This window comes from Pseudomonas sp. B21-054, from assembly GCF_026016345.1.
In the GTDB taxonomy this organism is placed as follows: domain Bacteria; phylum Pseudomonadota; class Gammaproteobacteria; order Pseudomonadales; family Pseudomonadaceae; genus Aquipseudomonas.
Genome location: NZ_CP087204.1, coordinates 2,213,433 through 2,229,644, shown reverse-complemented (window position 1 = coordinate 2,229,644; position 16,212 = coordinate 2,213,433). Strand labels below are relative to the sequence as shown.

Genomic DNA, 16,212 nt, shown 5'->3' with positions numbered 1-16,212 from the left:
GGGGCCGATTTGGTCCCGCTTACTAATTAGAAAAGGTAAGATACAGTTACTACTCGCCATACATGGATATTTCCGCCCGCAGCTTATTCGCAGTTATGAACCCAGCGGCCTGAACAAACAGCACGACAAGAACGCTTAACAAACAAGCACCACGAACCGACATTACCCCCCAACCCCAATACTCTGACAGAACCAATCTCTGCACAAACGCCATATCACCAAAAGCGCCAACAACTACCGCCAACATCAACAGAACAACTACCAAAACAACATTAACAATCACCTCATGCTTCAAATCAGTCAAAGCATCCACGACCAGCTTGTACGCTTGCGGCTTCTGTACCTTCAATTTCTTAGGAACATCCTTCATTACCCCTTCCACGTAATTGAAAAACGCCAATGATAGTGCACCAAACAATGCTCCCAAGACGAACAGGACCGCATTAACACTACCAAACAATGGTGCTGCCTCCCCTCCCGTGCCCCACAGCAAAAGAAAGAAAAGGCTGAACGAAGTAAAGAAAGCAAATGATAGGCGGAGCATACTAACGCCTCAACAACTCACCTATTGCAGAATAAACATCAGCCACCATCCGCGCATCATTATCAGAACGCCCCGGCGCAGGCTGCCCAGTTTCCAGTTCTAGCTGCCCCTCATGCATCACTATGTCGTCCGAAGGAACATTCAGGTCAACCTTAACTATGGCAGATATACTTTTATGTATTTTCTTACCATTATTTTCGCCTTCAGTTGTCACGCTCCACTTACCTTCTCCCTCTTCAATATAATCCACATAATCCTGAACCGGCAATATTGGAACCTTAAGATCACCGTATTCGTTACTAAGCGTAATCCTAACCTCGTCTTGGCCAAAAAGCTCCTTCATAGCCTTTAGAGCTTCTCGAGCTTTCACATTCGTCTCAAGTATATTAGGAGATATAAGCTCCAGTTCAATCTCATACACTTTTTTGTGAGACTCAATCACACTCCAAAACTCGCCCCTTATAGTTTTAGGCTCAATAAATATCGAATAGTTAAACTCATCCGACACAGGATCTTTAAGCCCAGCATGTATAGCGTTTGCAATCTGCTCCTCTGTACCGAACCGCCAATCATGCTGCACGAAAACATACTGATCAACAACATCTACAACCGTTATTACAGGAACCCAATCATCAGCGTCGTGAGGAACTATATCGCCCGGTATTTTATCACCAACTTTTGTGATTTTATGCTTTGCTGTTTTCCCTACTAAAAATCGCCCCTTCGGAAACTCATCAGCAATTGGCTCCACATAAGTAAAGCCTACAAAACTATAACGAACCTTATTTTTTACAAACTCTCGACCATCATCCTGAAGGGCAGACACGACAACAGCCCCCTTGGGTTTGGGTAAAGCCTTAGGAACAAGGGCGCCTTGCTTATTTTCGATCAATGAGTAACGCAACACCAAAAATGGTTTGATTCCTTTCACAATATTTCCTTCAGAGGCGTAATTTTGTTATTCAGCTACATCCGCAACTTACCCGCTTTACAAAGTGATATCAATGTGGAATCGCACTATTTGCGCGCACATCATGATTTCGACACGCCAGCTAAACCAGCTTCCCTAACCACTCCCACTCTTTATAAATATCCCCTCTTCCCCTCAGATGCGTATACCGCCGCAATGAGTTCCAGTCCCTATGCCCCGAAACACTCGACACCCGAGGAATATCCCAGTCCATCTCAAACAACCGACTCACCCCTTCATGCCGCAGGTCATGAAAATGAAGGTCTTCTATTCCCAGCAACGGGCAAGCCCTGGTGAAAGAGGCTGATACCGATTTACCGTTGAAGGGGAAAATCTCTCGCTCCACTTTGGGCATTGAATTCAGGATCGCCCATGCCTCATCGGGCAAGTGGCACCAGACATCGTTACCTAGCTTCTGACCAGGATTCTTCATGTCTCGAACCAGCACTGCCTGCCTGGATTCGTCGAGATCCTCCCAGCGTATCCGCGTGATTTCCTCCTGCCGACGTGTCGAAAAGAGTGCGAAAGCGATTATTTTCGGCATAGGAATCGAGTTATTACCCCGAGTCTGCATGTCGAAGAAGTGCTTCATCAGCTTGTCCAACTCATCAAGAGTAGGCCGGCGATTGCGCTCTTTGCTCTTGGTGACCATTCCAAGCTTACGCAACACCTTTCGAGCGTCAGTCATGGCAAGCGGATCTATCTCATACCCCCAGGCCGGCCTAGCAACCGAGAGGACCGCGCCTAGGTGCGATAGATCATTCCCGACCGTCTGCGCCTGGACACCGCCTCCCTCTTTGCTCATCCGCCACTGAGCAAACTCGACCAGCTTCTGGCTATTCAGCGCCGAATCATCGACCTCGCCCAGCCACGTCTCCTTGATCGCCGTCAGGGTTGCTCGCTTAGTCTTCCCCAGCGGCCGGATCTTCTCGTACTCGTCCAGGTACTGGTCGATCATTTTCTTGATTGTCACCCCCTTCCGGTTCGCACGTTCGATAGCACCAGGCGCGGCCAGCTCCGTCTCCCGCCGCTTGATCCATGCCTGAGCCACCTGCTTGCGGTCGAAGGTTTGGCTTTCCTGATAAACTGTCTTCCCGTCCCGATTAATCCGTATCTGCGCCGTGTAGGCCGTCGAATTGTCCTTGCGCTTGCGTGATGTGATCGTGCCCATATCCAGTTGCTACATTGCCGAGACCGGTTGCTACAATGTAGCAACCGCTTTCCAAAAACAAGGAAAAATGGGTAAAAACAGCTGTATAAAAGATCAGTATCAATGAACTTAGAAAAAACTAAAGTGCCCGTAAACACTGGATCATCTCGCCAAGAGCCTTCCCGCCGCTTCAGCGTTGCGCCGATGATGGACTGGACCGACCCCCACTGCCGGTTCTTCCTACGCATCCTCTCCAAACACGCCCTGCTCTACACCGAAATGGTCACCACCGGCGCGCTACTCAACGGCGACCATGAACGCTTCCTGCGCCACCACCCGTCCGAACACCCACTGGCCCTGCAACTGGGCGGCAGTGTGCCTGCCGACCTGGCCGCCTGCGCACGGATGGCCCAGGAGCACGGCTACGACGAGGTCAACCTCAACGTCGGCTGCCCCAGCGACCGGGTGCAGAACAATATGATCGGCGCTTGCCTGATGGGGCATCCGGATTTGGTGGCCGATTGTGTAAAGGCGATGCGCGATGCGGTGTCGATTCCGGTAACGGTCAAGCATCGGATAGGGATCAATGGGCGGGACAGTTACGAGCAATTGTGTGAGTTCGTCGGGACGGTGCACGAGGCCGGTTGCACGAGTTTCACCGTGCATGCGCGGATTGCGATTCTGGAGGGGTTGTCGCCAAAGGAGAATCGCGACATCCCGCCCTTGCGGTATGACGTGGCCGCTCGGTTGAAAGCGGACTTTCCCGAGCTGGAGATTGTGCTCAACGGCGGGATCAAGACGCTGGAGGCGTGTCATGAGCACTTGCAGACTTTCGACGGCGTGATGCTGGGGCGCGAGGCCTATCACAACCCGTACCTGCTGGCTGAGGTGGATCAGCAGCTGTTCGGCAGCACGGCGCCGGTAATCACCCGGGCCGAGGCGTTGGCGCAGTTGCGACCTTATATCGCCAGTCATCTGGCCGCTGGCGGGGCCATGCATCACATCACCCGCCACGTACTCGGGCTGGGCACCGGTTTCCCGGGCGCGCGACGGTTTCGGCAGTTGTTGTCGGTGGATATTCACAAGACCAAGGATCCGTTGGCGTTACTGGATCAGGCGGGGCAATTGCTGGAAGGACGTTAACCGTCACTTGCTTTGAACCTGCGGCCGGTTTTGGCATCGTATCTACCGATACCCGCCCCGGCCTTTCAAACAGCCGTTTTCAGGTTGTTGCCGCCGGGACCGTTGATACCTCTTCACGCCCTTGAGTGGCTGCCGGCCCTCGGGTAATGTCAACAGACCCATAGGACAGAGCACGCTCATGACTTCCAAGCTGGAACAACTCAAACAATTCACTACCGTCGTGGCCGATACCGGCGACTTCGAAGCCATCGCCCGCGTTAAACCCGTGGATGCCACCACCAACCCTTCCCTGCTGCTCAAGGCTTCGGCCATCCAAGGCTACGCCGAGCTGCTGAACGCCTGCGTCGCGGACTGCAAGGGTGACGTCGGCCTGGCCAGCGACCGTTTTGCCGTAGCGGTCGGGCAAGAAATCCTGAAAGTGATCCCAGGGCGTATTTCCACTGAAGTGGATGCGCGCCTGTCGTTCGATACCGAGGCCATGCTGAAGCGTGCGCATCGTCTGATCGATCTGTACGAAAAGGCCGGTATTGGCCGGGATCGGGTGTTGATTAAGATTGCCTCCACCTGGGAAGGTATTCGCGCCGCCGAGCAGCTGGAGCGTGAAGGCATCCAGTGCAACCTGACCTTGCTGTTCTCCTTCGCCCAGGCCGCGGCCTGTGCCGATGCCGGGGTGTTCCTGATTTCGCCGTTCGTGGGCCGTATCTACGACTGGTACAAGAAAGCCAATGGCAACGACTACACCGGCGCGGATGATCCGGGCGTGCAGTCAGTGACGCGCATCTACAACTACTACAAGGCCAATGACTACAAGACCGTGGTCATGGGCGCGAGCTTCCGTAACCTCAATCAGATCGAGCAACTGGCCGGCTGTGACCGTTTGACCGTCAGCCCTGAGCTGCTGGAGAAACTGGCCGCCGATGAAGGCAAGCTCGAGCGCAAACTGGCGCCAGGCCAGGCTGGGGAAGCACGTTTGATCCTCAATGAGGCGCAGTTCCGTTGGTTGTCCAACGAGGATGCCATGGCGACCGAGAAACTGGCCGAAGGTATTCGTCAGTTTGCCCGCGACCAGGAGAAGCTGGAGGCGTTGCTGCAAGCCAAGCTGTGAGGTGATTCAGCCGGCATGCAAAAAGGGCGAACCTGGTTGGGTTCGCCCTTTTTTATGCCGCTTGACTTAAGAGATGTGGCGGGTCGACAAACGCCATCGCGAGCAAGCTCGCTCCCACAGGGGATGTCGGTTGGGCTCGATTAAGAGAATGCCATAAAACCTGTGGGAGTGAGCTTGCTCGCGATGAGGCCGGTGCAGCCTACACAAGCCCAAGGCTCAAGGCCGCTCCAGCGCATTCACCAAGTCATGGAACGCTTCGCGATTGGAGTCGTTGAGCCCCATCAGGATCTTGTGGGCTTCGAGCACCTTGATCCGCACTTCCTCTTCAGACTGGTCCTGGTCAGGCAGGTCGTCCAGGCACTCAGGGCATGGCACGGGGTCGCCAACGATGTTGAACACCTGGTCGAAGCCCATGGACTGCAGAAGACGGGTGATGTCGTTGTGGGTGGTGACAACGGTCGGCAGCAGGCCGACCTTTTGCCGCGACAGGATCGACAGCTTGGCCAGCAGGCCCAGGGTGGTGCTGTCAATGCTGCGGGTTTCGGTCAGATCGATCACGATGGCGCTGAAGTTCAGCGCGGTGAAGATCCGCTCAATAGTCGCATCCAGCGCCGAACACAGGGTCAGGCGCACTTCACCGACAAACTTCAGGACAAAGGTGCCGTCCTGCTCGGCGAACTGGATTCTACCAGTACTCATCAAAGTTTCCTGCTCAACACTAACAGGGCGATATCATCCGGCATCTCCCCTAGCGTGGCTAATCCAAACACTTGACGCAAGCCTTCCAGGCTGCCGCCCGCTGCTCTCACCCGTTCAGGCAAGGCCGCTTCTTTCTCTTTGAGTGTAGGTTCTGTCAAAAGGTCCAAAATGCCATCAGACATCAGCGTCAGGCTGAATACTGGCGGCAATTCCAGCACGTGGTCTTCGTAGGTGGCCTCATTGAACAGGCCCACCGGCAAACCACGTCCTTCCAGATAACGAACACTGTCTGGTGTATACAACACAGGCAACGGCAGGTGACCGCCGATGCTATAGGTCAACAAACCCGTCTCCTCGTCGATGACCCCACCGACCATGGTGACGTGTTTGCCCAGCTTACAACTGATCAGGCCTCGGTTGATATGCCCAAGGACTTCTGATGGCTTGAATTCTGGCAACGTGCCATTGCGCTTGGATTCGAACAGCAGACGCGTGGTCATGAACTTCAACAGCACCGTCACGAACGCCGAGGAAGCGCCATGGCCGGAAACGTCCGCCAGATAGAATGCCACTCGTCGCTCATCGACCCGGAAATAGTCCACGAAATCCCCCGACAGGTACAACGACGGGATGATCTGGTGGGCAAAACGGAAATCGTCGACGGTCCAAGGGCTGACCGGCAGCATGTTCATCTGCACCTGGCGCCCGGCGTTCTGGTCTTCCTGCAACAGGTTCAGACTGGCTTCCAGCTCGCGGTTGGCGGTTTCCAGTTTTTCGCGGTAGCGCTGGTTTTCCACCAACAGGCGCGAACGGTCCAGGGCCCGGCGCACCGAGTGCTCGAGCACAGCCAGGTCTTCGAGGGGCTTGATCAGGTAATCCGCCGCGCCCAGGCGCAACGCCTCGACCGCGTCATTCATCACGCCCGCGCCCGAAACCACGATCACCGGGGTCTGCGAGGAAATCTCGGTGACCTGGCGAATGAGTTCGAGTCCGCCCATCTGCGGCATGCGCAGGTCGCAGATGACCAGGTCGGGCTTGTCTTGCTCGAATACCTGAAGACCCTGTTGGCCATTGCTGGCCTGCAGGACGCTGAAACCACTGTCTTCCAAGTAGGCCGCGAGACTGGCTCGCACCACTTCGTCATCATCGATTATCAGCAGCGTGGCACTGGTTTTTGGCATGTGGGCAAACGGCGCCAGAATTAGGTTGGCGTAGCGGGCTGGGGCAACTTGACCTGGCACGCACTACTGGATTCGCTTTCTAGCCTCTCTGTCGTACCGGTTTCAGGTCTTTTCCCTACACACAGTTACATCAGAGGTGCCCTTCTAAGGCGCAGACGGTACTCCCATCCGCGGGGCGTTTCAAGCTCAGGCAGATAGCCGCTTGCCGTCTTTATTTGTCAAAGCACAGAGAGTTATAAGAACCGAGCGAAGCGTAACTCAATGGAAGGATCAAACCGGCTCGAACCCGCGCTCAAAGCACAGAAGGCGGCCTTTTGGGCCGCCTTCCTGGTTTATGAGTCGAAATCAGAAATCGTCTTCGACCTGGCCATCCTTGACCTTGAATTCGCGGTTTTGCAGATAGGCGTTGCGGATGAAGACATACTTGTCGCCGCTCACCATTTTCTCGGCCGACAACAGGCTGGCGCGGGTGTCGACGACGTTCAGGCCGCGAATTGAGTTACGCACCGAGACGTTATCGATATAGCGATACGGGGCCGTGTAGTCATCGACCAGCTTGGCCGGCGCGTCACGCAAGGTGCTTGGGCCCAGCAGTGGCAGCATCACATACGGCCCGCTACCCAAGCCCCAGTAGCCGAGGGTCTGGCCGAAATCTTCATCGCTGCGCTGCAGGCCCATGTGGGTGCCCACGTCGAAGAAACCCAGCAGGCCGAAGGTGGTGTTGAAGATCAAACGGGCCGTGTCGACCCCGGCGGCGGCCGGCTTGGCCTGCAGCACGTTGTTGGCCAGATTGCCCACGTCACCGATGTTGCGGAATATATTATGGATGCCGTCTTCGAGAAACTGCGGCGTCACGTACTGATAACCCTGGGCCAATGGCTTGAGCGCATAGGTATCGACGGTGTCGTTGAAGGTGAAGATCGGACGGTTGATGCTTTCCCAAGGATCTTCTTCCGTCGCGGCCTGGGTGGCGAACGGAACCAGCAGGACGCCGGCGGAAAGACACAGCTGAGCTAGACGATGGCTCCAGCGCATAGGGGAAAACTCCTTGGATTGTTCAGGCAAGGGCGCCGAGCCCAGGCGGTAAGCTGGCTAGTATAAGGCGGAAAAGTCCTACTGACAGCATTGAAAAAACGAAGCAGATTTTAGGACACTTCTGCCACCCAGCGCCTTCATTTCACTGTCACCGGACTGTCATGGAGGACCGTTAGGCTGCTGGTTATTTCAAGGACGTTCCCATGCCCCGCGCCGAAGCCCTGCCCCTCCCCGCTCCCAGCCTGACTGCCGTATTGTTTGGCCTTAGCGGATGCCTGGTGGATTTCGGGGCGCGCATTCGTCAGCCAGGGGCAGCCCCGGTCGAGCATGCGCAACCGACGCTTGGCGCCCTCGAATGTTTACACAACTTGCACCGTCAGGAAATTCCCTGCGCCTGGCTCGACGAACTACCACCCGCCACCGGCCATGCCCTGGCGGCTTCGTTGCCGAGCTGGATCAAACCGCCGCAACTTCCAGCAACAAATAATCCTTGGCCGGCGCCTCATGCCTGTTGGCAAGCCTTGATGGCGCTGAATGTCCAGCAATTGGACGGCTGCGTGTTGGTCAGCGGTGAACCCAAGCTGTTGCAATCAGGGCTCAACGCGGGTTTATGGACCATCGGGTTGGCGTCCTGTGGCTCATTGTGTGGCCTGGCGCCTGTCGAATGGCAGGCGCTCAGCCAACAGCAACGGGAAACCAAGCGCGCCAAGGCCACCGTGCAATTGTTCAGCCTGGGCGTGCATTCGGTGATCGATCACCTGGGCGAACTCGACACCTGCCTGGCCGATATCAGCCTGCGCCGACTCAAAGGCGAGAAGCCATGACCCGGATCATGCAGGGGCCGTAAGGGTGGATTACTCTTAAGGCAAGCCATGGACTTTTGACGCACCGTCGCGGTCCATGGCTGAGCCTATCAATAAAGGGAGTACGCCAATGCCTGCCCGCGAATTGCAAGAACAGCTCAATAAACTGCGCGAGCAATTGGAACAGAATCCACCGCTGTCGGAAGTCGAGCGCGATGACTTGCACGCGCTGATGCAACAGATCGAACTTGAGCTTGAGCTGGAAACCAAGACACAGGACACCAACCTCGCTGACAATGTGAACCTGGCCGTCGAACGCTTCGAACTGGAACATCCCACCCTCGCCGGGACCTTGCGCAATATCGTGCAAACCTTGGGCAATATGGGAATCTGACCCCCGCCAAATGCAAAAAGCCCTGCTGTTGATAGCAGGGCTTTGTGGGAGCGAGCTTGCTCGCGATAGCGGAGTTTCAAGCAACATCAATGTTGAATGGGCTGGCCCCATCGCGAGCAAGCTCGCTCCCACTGGGGGCTTTATTGGCGAACCAATCGGTTATTCGGCAACTGTACCGCTTCGGTACTGCGATACGGATTGATATCCAGCCCACCACGACGCACATACCGCGCATACACCGTCAACTTCTCCGGCTTGAGCAGGCATTGCAGGTCGAGAAAGATCCGCTCCACGCATTGCTCATGAAAATCCGAATGCTGGCGGAAGCTGACGATGTAGGCCAGCAGGCTGGCATGGTCCAAGGCCGCGCCGCGATACTCCACCGCCACGCTGCCCCAGTCCGGTTGGCTGGTCACCGGGCAGTTGGACTTGAGCAGATGGCTGTGCAAACTTTCCTCGACGATGCGTGAATCATCGCAACGCAGCAGCTCCGGACGCGGGTGCTCGTACGAGTCGACGCTGATGTCCAGGTCGTCGATGCACGCACCGGGCAGCGCCACGATGCCTTCGCTTTCCACATCCTTGAGGCTGCGAACCTGCACGCCCACCGGCTTCCCGGCCGCCGCCGACAGGTCCTGGCGCAGAGTGGTTTCCAGGCTTGCGGTATCGGTGAACGGGGTCTGGTTCAGGGAGTTGAGGTACAGCTTGAAGGATTTGGACTCGATGATATTCGGCGAGTCCGCCGGGATCGAGAATTCACCGATGGCCACCACCGGCTTGCCGGATGGCAACAGCCACGACAGCTCGAAACAGTTCCAGAAATCCACGCCCTTGTACGGCAAGGTCTCGGCCGTCAGGCCCAATTCCGCCCATTTCGCGGCGCGCGGGATCGGAAACAGCAGTGACGGCGTGTACGTGGCGATGTATTCGCTGGATTTGCCCAGCGGCGAATGTTCGGCTGCGGGATGCATGACGGAAACCTGACTGAAGAATCAGCGGATTCTATCAGCCTTTGCCGCAGCCTTTGAGTGCTTACTGACTGACAGTCAGGTCGCCCTTCATCCCGGCCTGGTAATGACCGGGGACATTGCAGGCAAACTCCAGGCGCGTGGCCTTGGTGAACGTCCAGGTCAGCTCGGCGGTTTTACCCGGCTCCACCAGCACGCTGTTGGGGTCGTCGTGTTTCATGCCGGCCTGGTCGTGGTTCATGGCGCCATGACCCATCCCTGGCTTCATCGCGGTCGGCGTCATCTGTCCGCTCTGCTGCATCTTCAGCATTTCCTGCTGGTGTTCGATATGCATCGCGGCGTTGCCCAGGTTGAATTCGTGGAGCAACTGGCCTTTATTGATCAACACGAAGCGTACGGTCTCCCCAGCCTTGATATCGAGCGCGCCAGGATTAAACGCCATGTCGCTCATCACCACCTCGATGCTGCGACTGGCCTTGGCTGCCGGCGCGGGCTGGCCGAAATCAACATGGCCCGGCGATGCCCACGACGGCGCACCGAGAAGCAATGCGCAAGCGGCCAGGATCAAGCGGTTTCCCATTAACATGTTCATACTCCAAGCGGATAAGGTTCAGCTTGTGGAGAACTCTATCGCTGTACGCCTGCCAATCGGCTGACAGCTCGATTACAACTTTGTCAGGTTGCGCCACGGGCCCGCCTGCCACGGTATAACGCCCTCGTTCCAACCCTGCATCGAGCCGCCCATGAAACTGTTGATCGTCGAAGACCAAACCAAAACCGGCCAATACCTGCGCCAAGGCCTGGGCGAAGCCGGGTTCAACGCCGACCTGGTGGCCGACGGCGTCACCGGCCAGCAACTGGCCTTGAGCGGTGAATATGCCTTGCTGATCCTCGACGTGATGCTGCCCGGCCGCGATGGCTGGCAGATTCTGCAAGCGGTGCGCGGGGCTGGCCTGGATACACCCGTGCTGTTTCTCACGGCGCGGGATGCGATACAGGATCGAGTGCACGGCCTGGAGTTGGGTGCCGATGATTACCTGGTCAAGCCTTTCGCTTTTTCCGAGCTGCTGGCGCGGGTGCGCAGCCTGTTGCGCCGGGGCAGCTCGACGCCTCAGGAAACCAGCCTGCAACTGGCCGACCTGCGCCTGGACCTGATCCGCCGCCGCGTCGAACGCAGCGGTCGGCGCATCGACCTCACCGCCAAGGAGTTCGCCTTGCTGGAAATGCTCCTGCGCCGCCAGGGCGAAGTGCTGCCCAAATCCCTGATCGCATCCCAAGTCTGGGACATGAATTTCGACAGTGACACCAATGTCATCGAAGTCGCCATCCGGCGCCTGCGCATCAAGATTGACGATGACTTCCCCAACAAGCTGATCCACACCGTGCGCGGCATGGGCTATGTGCTTGAAGAGCGCAGCCTGTGAGGGGCCAGTGGTCGCTGAGTAGCCGCCTGGCCCTGCTGTTCGCTGCCTGCACCGCCGTGGTGTCGTTGTTTGCTGGAGTATTGTTCAGCCGGGGCAGCGAGGCGCACTTCATCGAGCTGGACCAGCAACTGCTGGAAGGCAAGCTGATCGGCCTGCGCCACGCCCTGCAAGACTTCGACGCCGAACAGACCCAGGGCCGCCTGGAAGATGAACTGAGCCGTCAGGCCGACCTGGCGCTGCGCATCAAGGGCAGCGATGGCGTGCGCTGGTACGACAGCTCGATCCGGATTCCTGCTCAGCTGCCGGAGCGTCCCGGCTTGTCCACCCTCAACGATGGCGACAACGCTTACCGCGTGTTGAACGCACCGCTGTATCCCGACCAACCCAATTCGCCGCAACTGACGCTGTTGCTGGACATCACCCATCACCAGCACTTCCTGCAACGCATGCAGCGCCTGATCTGGTTGACCGTGGGCCTCTCGGCCCTGGCCACCGCCCTGCTCGGCGCGTGGGCCGCCCGACGCGCCTTGCGGCCGTTGCGACGCATGGGCGCCATCGCCGGCAGCGTCTCGGCCCGCTCCCTCAACGCCCGACTGCCTGAAGAGCAAATGCCCGCAGAACTGGCGGAACTGGCCCACAGCATCAATGCCATGCTCGGACGCCTCGACGACGCCTTTCAACGACTCTCGGCGTTCTCAGCCGACATCGCCCATGAATTGCGCACACCATTGTCGAACCTGTTGACCCACACCCAGGTCACCCTCACCCGCGAGCGCCCGCTGGAGGACTACCGCGAGGCCTTGCACAGCAACCTCGAAGAACTGCAATGGATGGCGCAACTGGTCAACGACATGCTCTACCTGGCCAAGGCCGACCACGGCCTGCTGGCGCCCAACCGCGAACCGCTGGCATTGGCAGCGGAGGTCGACGTACTGCTGGAATTCTTCGCGCCCTTGGCCGAAGACGCCAACGTTCGCTTGAGTCGTGAGGGCGAAGGCCCCATCGAGGGTGACCGCAGCATGTTGCGCCGGGCCCTGTCCAACCTGCTGGACAACGCCCTGCGCTTCACCCCCGACGGCGGCGAAGTGCGGGTGCGGATTGTCGATGAGGCTCAGGTGGTGTGCGTCAGCGTGGAGAACAGTGGCGAGGGGATTGCGGCGGACCTGTTGCCGCGCCTGTTCGACCGTTTCTACCGCGCCGACCCGGCTCGCCAGGAAGGCAGCAGCGAACATGCAGGGCTGGGACTTGCGATTACCCGCTCGATCATCCGCGCCCATGGCGGGCAGATCCGCTGTGAATCAGCCGATGGCTGGACGCGGTTCCTGATCGAATTGCCGAAGGTGGATTAAGCCCGACGCCCCCCTGTGGCGAGGGGATTTATCCCCGCTGGGCCGGGAAGCGGCCCCAAGACAGTCAATTTAATCGGCCTGATGTACCGAGCTATCAGGGTTTAGGGCTGCTTCGCAGCCCATCGGGGATAAATCCCCTCGCCACAAGGGTCTCGCGGCCACCCCTGGGGTATCAGGAATACCGCAACGCCTGCGCCGGCTCGATCTTCGCCGCACGCCACGCGGGGTACACGGTGGCAAGGAAGCTCAGAATGAACCCGGCGGAACAAATCAGCAGCACATCGCCGCGCTGAAGCTCCGACGGCAAGTTGCTGACGAAGTACACATCGGAACTGAAGATGTGCTGCCCACTGACCCGTTCCAGCCAACCCACCAGGGCGCTGACGTTCAACGCCGCAATCACCCCGAGCACGCCGCCAATCAGCGTGCCGACCACACCGATCACCGTACCCTGGACCATGAAGATCGCCATGATCTGCCGCGGCGTGGCGCCAATGGTGCGCAGAATCGCGATATCCGCGCCCTTGTCGTTCACCACCATGATCAGCGTGGCGATGATGTTGAACGCTGCCACCGCGACGATCATCAACAACAGCAAGCCAATCATGGTTTTTTCCATCTTCATGGCGCTGAACAGGCTGCCCTGGGTGTGGGTCCAGTCGTCGGCCTTGAAGTCCGCGCCGAGCCCGGTGGCGATGTCGCCAGAGACTTGCGGCGCGGCATACAGGTCTTTCACCGCCAGGCGCACGCTCTGCACCTGGTTTGGCTGCCAATGCTGCATCTGCGCGGCGTCGGCCAGGTGGATCAGGGCCATGGAGCCGTCCAGCTCGGCGCCGACCTTGAACACGCCCACCACGTTCAGCCGCTGCATCCGCGGGGTAATTCCGCCGGGTGCGGTGCTGACTTCCGGCACGATCAGGGTGATTTTGTCGCCGACGTTCAGACGAAAACGCCGGGCGGTGATTTCGCCGATCACTACACCATATTCGCCCGGCTTCAACGCATCGAGACGGCCCTGGACGATATGCTGGGCCACGATGGACACCTTGCCTTCCTGGGCCGGGTCAATGCCGCTGATCTGGATCGGCTGCATCGAACCCTTGTGGCTGAGCATGCCTTCCATCTCGGTGAACGGCACGGCGGCGGTCACTTCAGGATTCTTCAGCGCCGCGGCGGCCACCGGCTGCCAGTCGTCGATCGGATTGACACCGACGATGGTGGCGTGGGGCACCATGCCGAGGATGCGCGAGCTCATTTCGCGCTGGAAGCCGTTCATCACCGACAGCACCACAATCATCGCCAGCACGCCCAGGGCGAGGCCGATCATCGAGGTCATGGAAATGAACGAAACAAAGCGATTGCGGCGCTTGGCGCGGGTATAGCGCGTGCCGATAAAGATCGATAACGGTCTGAACATTCGCGGGGCACCGTATAAAAATAAAAGACCCGGCGTTCGTCACAAACACCGGGTTTCGGTCGGTCAGATGGGCGTCAGGCAACCTTCCTGCAAGTGCAGGACGCGGTCCATCTGCCGGGCCAGGTTCATGTCGTGGGTCACCACCAGGAACGCGGTGCGCATCGACGTGCTGAGCTCCAGCATCAAGTCCTGGATGCCTTGGGCGGTGTGGGAGTCGAGGTTGCCGGTCGGCTCATCGAGCATTACCAGGCCTGGCTTGTTGACCAGGGCCCGGGCAATCGCCACGCGCTGGCGCTCGCCACCGGACAGTTCGGCCGGTTTGTGCTCCAGGCGATGCCCCAGCCCGACCCGCTCCAGCAAGGCCGTAGCGCGCTGACGGGCTTCAGGAATCGCGGTGCGGCCGATCAACAGCGGCATGCAGACGTTTTCCAACGCGGTGAACTCGGGCAGCAAATGGTGGAACTGGTAAACGAACCCCAGGGACCGGTTGCGCAGCAGGCCGCGGGCCTTTTCGTTCAGCGCCGAGAGTTCTTCGCCTGCCAGCCAGACACTGCCGGCGGACGGCGTATCGAGGCCGCCCAGCAGGTTGAGCAAAGTACTTTTGCCCGACCCGGAGGTGCCGACAATCGCCACGCGCTCGCCAGGGTGCAGCTCCAGCTGCAGGCCCGACAACACCACCACCGACTCCGGGCCTTCCTCGTAGGATTTACCCAGGTTGCGGCAGCTCAAGATTGCTTTTTCACTCATGCCCGACTCACTCATAACGTAACGCCTCCGCAGGCTGGGTGCGCGCGGCACGCCAGGCTGGATACAGGGTGGCGAGGAAACTCAGGACCAACGCGGCGCCGCAGACCATCAACACGTCATCTGCCTGCAATTGCGACGGCAGGTAGTCGATGAAGTACACGTCGGCGTTGAGAAACTTGTGCCCGATCAGGCCTTCGAGGGCGGCAACCGCGGCGCTGACGTTCAGCGCGGCGAACATCCCGACCAAGGCGCCAACAATAGTGCCAATCACGCCGATGACGGTGCCCTGGACCATGAAGATCCGCATGATCTGCCCCGGCGTGGCGCCAAGGGTACGCAGGATGGCGATGTCACCCTTCTTGTCGTTCACCACCATCACCAGCGTGGAAATGATGTTGAACGCCGCCACGGCGACAATCAGCAACAGCAGCAGGCCGATCATGGCTTTTTCCATGCGGATCGCCTGGTACAGGTTGCCGTGGGTGCGGGTCCAGTCCCGGGCGTAGTAGCGGTCTTCGCCAAGCTGCTGGGCGATGGTCCAGGCCACACGCGGGGCCTGGAACAGATCGTCGAATTTCAACCGCAGGCCCTGGACCTGATCCGGTTTCCAGCGATGCAGGCGCGCCAGATCTTGAAGGTTGGTGACACCCAGGTAACCGTCCAGCTCACCAGCGCCGACATGGAAAATGCCAACCACGGTAAAGCGCTTCATGCGTGGGAACATGCCGCCCGGGGTCACGGTGACTTCCGGGGCGACGAAGGTCAGTTTGTCGCCGATGGCCACGCCGAGCTTGGCCGCGGCCTTGTCACCGATGACGATGCCGAAGCTGCCGGGCGCCAGGTCGTCGAGTTTACCCTGCTGCATGAAGTTATCGATGATCGATACCTGCCGCTCGAGCCCGGGGTCGATGCCATTGAGCAACACCTTGGACACTTTGCCGTCGTTGGTCAGCAACCCCTGCATCTGGATGAATGGCGCCACGGCCAGCACCTGCGGGTTCTGCTTGACCTTGGCGGCCAGGCTCGGCCAATCGTTGATGGCTTCGCCGGTTTCGAGGGTCGCGTGGGGCACCATGCCTAGCACGCGGGTGCGCATTTCATGGTCGAAGCCGTTCATCACCGAGAGCACGACAATCATCACGACCACGCCAAGGGCCAGTCCGATGATGGATGTCAGGGAAATGAACGATACGAAATGATTGCGACGCTTTGCACGGGTATAACGCGTGCCGATAAATACGAAGAGAGGTCTGAACATGTCGGGGCTTGTTCGGAGGGAAAAG

The 16,212-nt window shown here is 58.5% G+C and carries 17 protein-coding genes; 6 read left to right on the top strand and 11 right to left on the bottom strand.

The genetic code is table 11. The annotated features are described in order from the left end of the window. Positions 1-49: 49 nt before the first annotated feature. The 3 genes from LOY70_RS09875 to LOY70_RS09865 all read right to left on the bottom strand — a co-directional run bounded on the left by LOY70_RS09875 (position 50) and on the right by LOY70_RS09865 (position 2,685). Complete coding sequence (locus LOY70_RS09875; RefSeq protein ID WP_265035883.1) at positions 50-544, bottom strand: hypothetical protein; 495 nt, start codon at positions 542-544, stop codon at positions 50-52. A 1-nt stretch (position 545) separates the two neighbouring features. Further along, entirely contained in the window at positions 546-1,475 is a 930-nt protein-coding gene (locus LOY70_RS09870) for a hypothetical protein (RefSeq protein ID WP_265035881.1), read from the bottom strand. A 121-nt stretch (positions 1,476-1,596) separates the two neighbouring features. Next, entirely contained in the window at positions 1,597-2,685 is a 1,089-nt protein-coding gene (locus LOY70_RS09865) for a tyrosine-type recombinase/integrase (RefSeq protein WP_265035879.1), read from the bottom strand. A 102-nt stretch (positions 2,686-2,787) separates the two neighbouring features. On the opposite strand from LOY70_RS09865, the gene dusA reads away from it, so the two are divergent. Further along, the gene (dusA, locus tag LOY70_RS09860; RefSeq protein WP_265035878.1) at positions 2,788-3,807 is read left to right on the top strand and encodes a tRNA dihydrouridine(20/20a) synthase DusA; all 1,020 of its coding nucleotides are present in this window, start codon (positions 2,788-2,790) and stop codon (positions 3,805-3,807) included. 178 nt (positions 3,808-3,985) lie between these two features. Further along, the gene (gene tal, locus LOY70_RS09855; protein ID WP_265035876.1) at positions 3,986-4,912 is read left to right on the top strand and encodes a transaldolase; all 927 of its coding nucleotides are present in this window, start codon (positions 3,986-3,988) and stop codon (positions 4,910-4,912) included. A 216-nt stretch (positions 4,913-5,128) separates the two neighbouring features. Here tal and rssC read toward each other — a convergent pair whose 3' ends face one another. The 3 genes from rssC to LOY70_RS09840 form a co-directional block, all read right to left on the bottom strand. Beyond that, positions 5,129-5,611 (bottom strand): anti-sigma factor antagonist RssC, encoded by a 483-nt coding sequence (rssC, locus tag LOY70_RS09850; RefSeq protein WP_025212773.1) that lies wholly within the window; start codon positions 5,609-5,611, stop codon positions 5,129-5,131. Next, positions 5,611-6,792 (bottom strand): two-component system response regulator RssB, encoded by a 1,182-nt coding sequence (gene rssB, locus LOY70_RS09845; protein ID WP_025212772.1) that lies wholly within the window; start codon positions 6,790-6,792, stop codon positions 5,611-5,613. The genes rssC and rssB overlap by 1 nt, the downstream gene beginning before the upstream one ends. Before the next feature lie 345 nt (positions 6,793-7,137). Beyond that, positions 7,138-7,827: a VacJ family lipoprotein gene (locus LOY70_RS09840; protein ID WP_265035873.1), complete on the bottom strand. Its 690-nt coding sequence runs from the start codon at positions 7,825-7,827 to the stop codon at positions 7,138-7,140. Positions 7,828-8,030: 203 nt separating this feature from the next. Between LOY70_RS09840 and LOY70_RS09835 the strand changes: the two genes are divergently transcribed. Continuing rightward, positions 8,031-8,651: an HAD family phosphatase gene (locus LOY70_RS09835; RefSeq protein WP_123341943.1), complete on the top strand. Its 621-nt coding sequence runs from the start codon at positions 8,031-8,033 to the stop codon at positions 8,649-8,651. 109 nt (positions 8,652-8,760) lie between these two features. Then, positions 8,761-9,024, top strand: a complete 264-nt coding sequence (locus LOY70_RS09830; RefSeq protein WP_265035871.1) for a DUF4404 family protein — start codon at positions 8,761-8,763, stop codon at positions 9,022-9,024. Between the two features lie 140 nt (positions 9,025-9,164). Here LOY70_RS09830 and queF read toward each other — a convergent pair whose 3' ends face one another. Together queF and LOY70_RS09820 are read right to left on the bottom strand one after the other, a co-directional pair. Continuing rightward, complete coding sequence (gene queF / locus LOY70_RS09825) at positions 9,165-9,995, bottom strand: NADPH-dependent 7-cyano-7-deazaguanine reductase QueF (protein ID WP_265035869.1); 831 nt, start codon at positions 9,993-9,995, stop codon at positions 9,165-9,167. 61 nt (positions 9,996-10,056) lie between these two features. Continuing rightward, a complete protein-coding gene (locus LOY70_RS09820; RefSeq protein WP_265035867.1) occupies positions 10,057-10,578 on the bottom strand; it encodes a cupredoxin family protein in 522 nt (173 codons plus the stop codon). 157 nt (positions 10,579-10,735) lie between these two features. On the opposite strand from LOY70_RS09820, the gene LOY70_RS09815 reads away from it, so the two are divergent. Then, positions 10,736-11,416 carry a heavy metal response regulator transcription factor gene (locus tag LOY70_RS09815; protein ID WP_265035865.1) on the top strand — a complete coding sequence of 227 codons (681 nt, stop codon included), beginning with the start codon at positions 10,736-10,738 and terminating at the stop codon, positions 11,414-11,416. Further along, a complete protein-coding gene (locus LOY70_RS09810) occupies positions 11,413-12,765 on the top strand; it encodes a heavy metal sensor histidine kinase (RefSeq protein ID WP_265035863.1) in 1,353 nt (450 codons plus the stop codon). Before LOY70_RS09815 ends, LOY70_RS09810 begins: the two co-directional genes overlap by 4 nt. Before the next feature lie 172 nt (positions 12,766-12,937). On the opposite strand, the gene LOY70_RS09805 is transcribed toward LOY70_RS09810, so the two are convergent. The 3 genes from LOY70_RS09805 to LOY70_RS09795 all read right to left on the bottom strand — a co-directional run bounded on the left by LOY70_RS09805 (position 12,938) and on the right by LOY70_RS09795 (position 16,187). Further along, entirely contained in the window at positions 12,938-14,182 is a 1,245-nt protein-coding gene (locus tag LOY70_RS09805; RefSeq protein ID WP_025212764.1) for a lipoprotein-releasing ABC transporter permease subunit, read from the bottom strand. Between the two features lie 63 nt (positions 14,183-14,245). Further along, complete coding sequence (lolD, locus tag LOY70_RS09800; RefSeq protein ID WP_185045809.1) at positions 14,246-14,929, bottom strand: lipoprotein-releasing ABC transporter ATP-binding protein LolD; 684 nt, start codon at positions 14,927-14,929, stop codon at positions 14,246-14,248. A 7-nt stretch (positions 14,930-14,936) separates the two neighbouring features. Further along, positions 14,937-16,187 carry a lipoprotein-releasing ABC transporter permease subunit gene (locus tag LOY70_RS09795; RefSeq protein ID WP_265035858.1) on the bottom strand — a complete coding sequence of 417 codons (1,251 nt, stop codon included), beginning with the start codon at positions 16,185-16,187 and terminating at the stop codon, positions 14,937-14,939. Positions 16,188-16,212 lie beyond the last annotated feature (25 nt).

Excerpts from the sequence above, each read along its gene's own strand:
- LOY70_RS09805 (WP_025212764.1), bottom strand. The coding sequence starts at position 14,182 with ATGTTCAGACCGTTATCGATCTTTATCGGCACGCGCTATACCCGCGCC.
- queF (WP_265035869.1), bottom strand. The coding sequence starts at position 9,995 with ATGCATCCCGCAGCCGAACATTCGCCGCTGGGCAAATCCAGCGAATAC.
- LOY70_RS09820 (WP_265035867.1), bottom strand. The coding sequence starts at position 10,578 with ATGTTAATGGGAAACCGCTTGATCCTGGCCGCTTGCGCATTGCTTCTC.
- rssB (WP_025212772.1), bottom strand. The coding sequence starts at position 6,792 with ATGCCAAAAACCAGTGCCACGCTGCTGATAATCGATGATGACGAAGTG.
- LOY70_RS09840 (WP_265035873.1), bottom strand. The coding sequence starts at position 7,827 with ATGCGCTGGAGCCATCGTCTAGCTCAGCTGTGTCTTTCCGCCGGCGTC.
- LOY70_RS09830 (WP_265035871.1), top strand. The coding sequence starts at position 8,761 with ATGCCTGCCCGCGAATTGCAAGAACAGCTCAATAAACTGCGCGAGCAA.
- tal (WP_265035876.1), top strand. The coding sequence starts at position 3,986 with ATGACTTCCAAGCTGGAACAACTCAAACAATTCACTACCGTCGTGGCC.
- rssC (WP_025212773.1), bottom strand. The coding sequence starts at position 5,611 with ATGAGTACTGGTAGAATCCAGTTCGCCGAGCAGGACGGCACCTTTGTC.
- LOY70_RS09835 (WP_123341943.1), top strand. The coding sequence starts at position 8,031 with ATGCCCCGCGCCGAAGCCCTGCCCCTCCCCGCTCCCAGCCTGACTGCC.
- LOY70_RS09875 (WP_265035883.1), bottom strand. The coding sequence starts at position 544 with ATGCTCCGCCTATCATTTGCTTTCTTTACTTCGTTCAGCCTTTTCTTT.
- LOY70_RS09795 (WP_265035858.1), bottom strand. The coding sequence starts at position 16,187 with ATGTTCAGACCTCTCTTCGTATTTATCGGCACGCGTTATACCCGTGCA.
- lolD (WP_185045809.1), bottom strand. The coding sequence starts at position 14,929 with ATGAGTGAAAAAGCAATCTTGAGCTGCCGCAACCTGGGTAAATCCTAC.
- LOY70_RS09865 (WP_265035879.1), bottom strand. The coding sequence starts at position 2,685 with ATGGGCACGATCACATCACGCAAGCGCAAGGACAATTCGACGGCCTAC.
- dusA (WP_265035878.1), top strand. The coding sequence starts at position 2,788 with ATGAACTTAGAAAAAACTAAAGTGCCCGTAAACACTGGATCATCTCGC.
- LOY70_RS09815 (WP_265035865.1), top strand. The coding sequence starts at position 10,736 with ATGAAACTGTTGATCGTCGAAGACCAAACCAAAACCGGCCAATACCTG.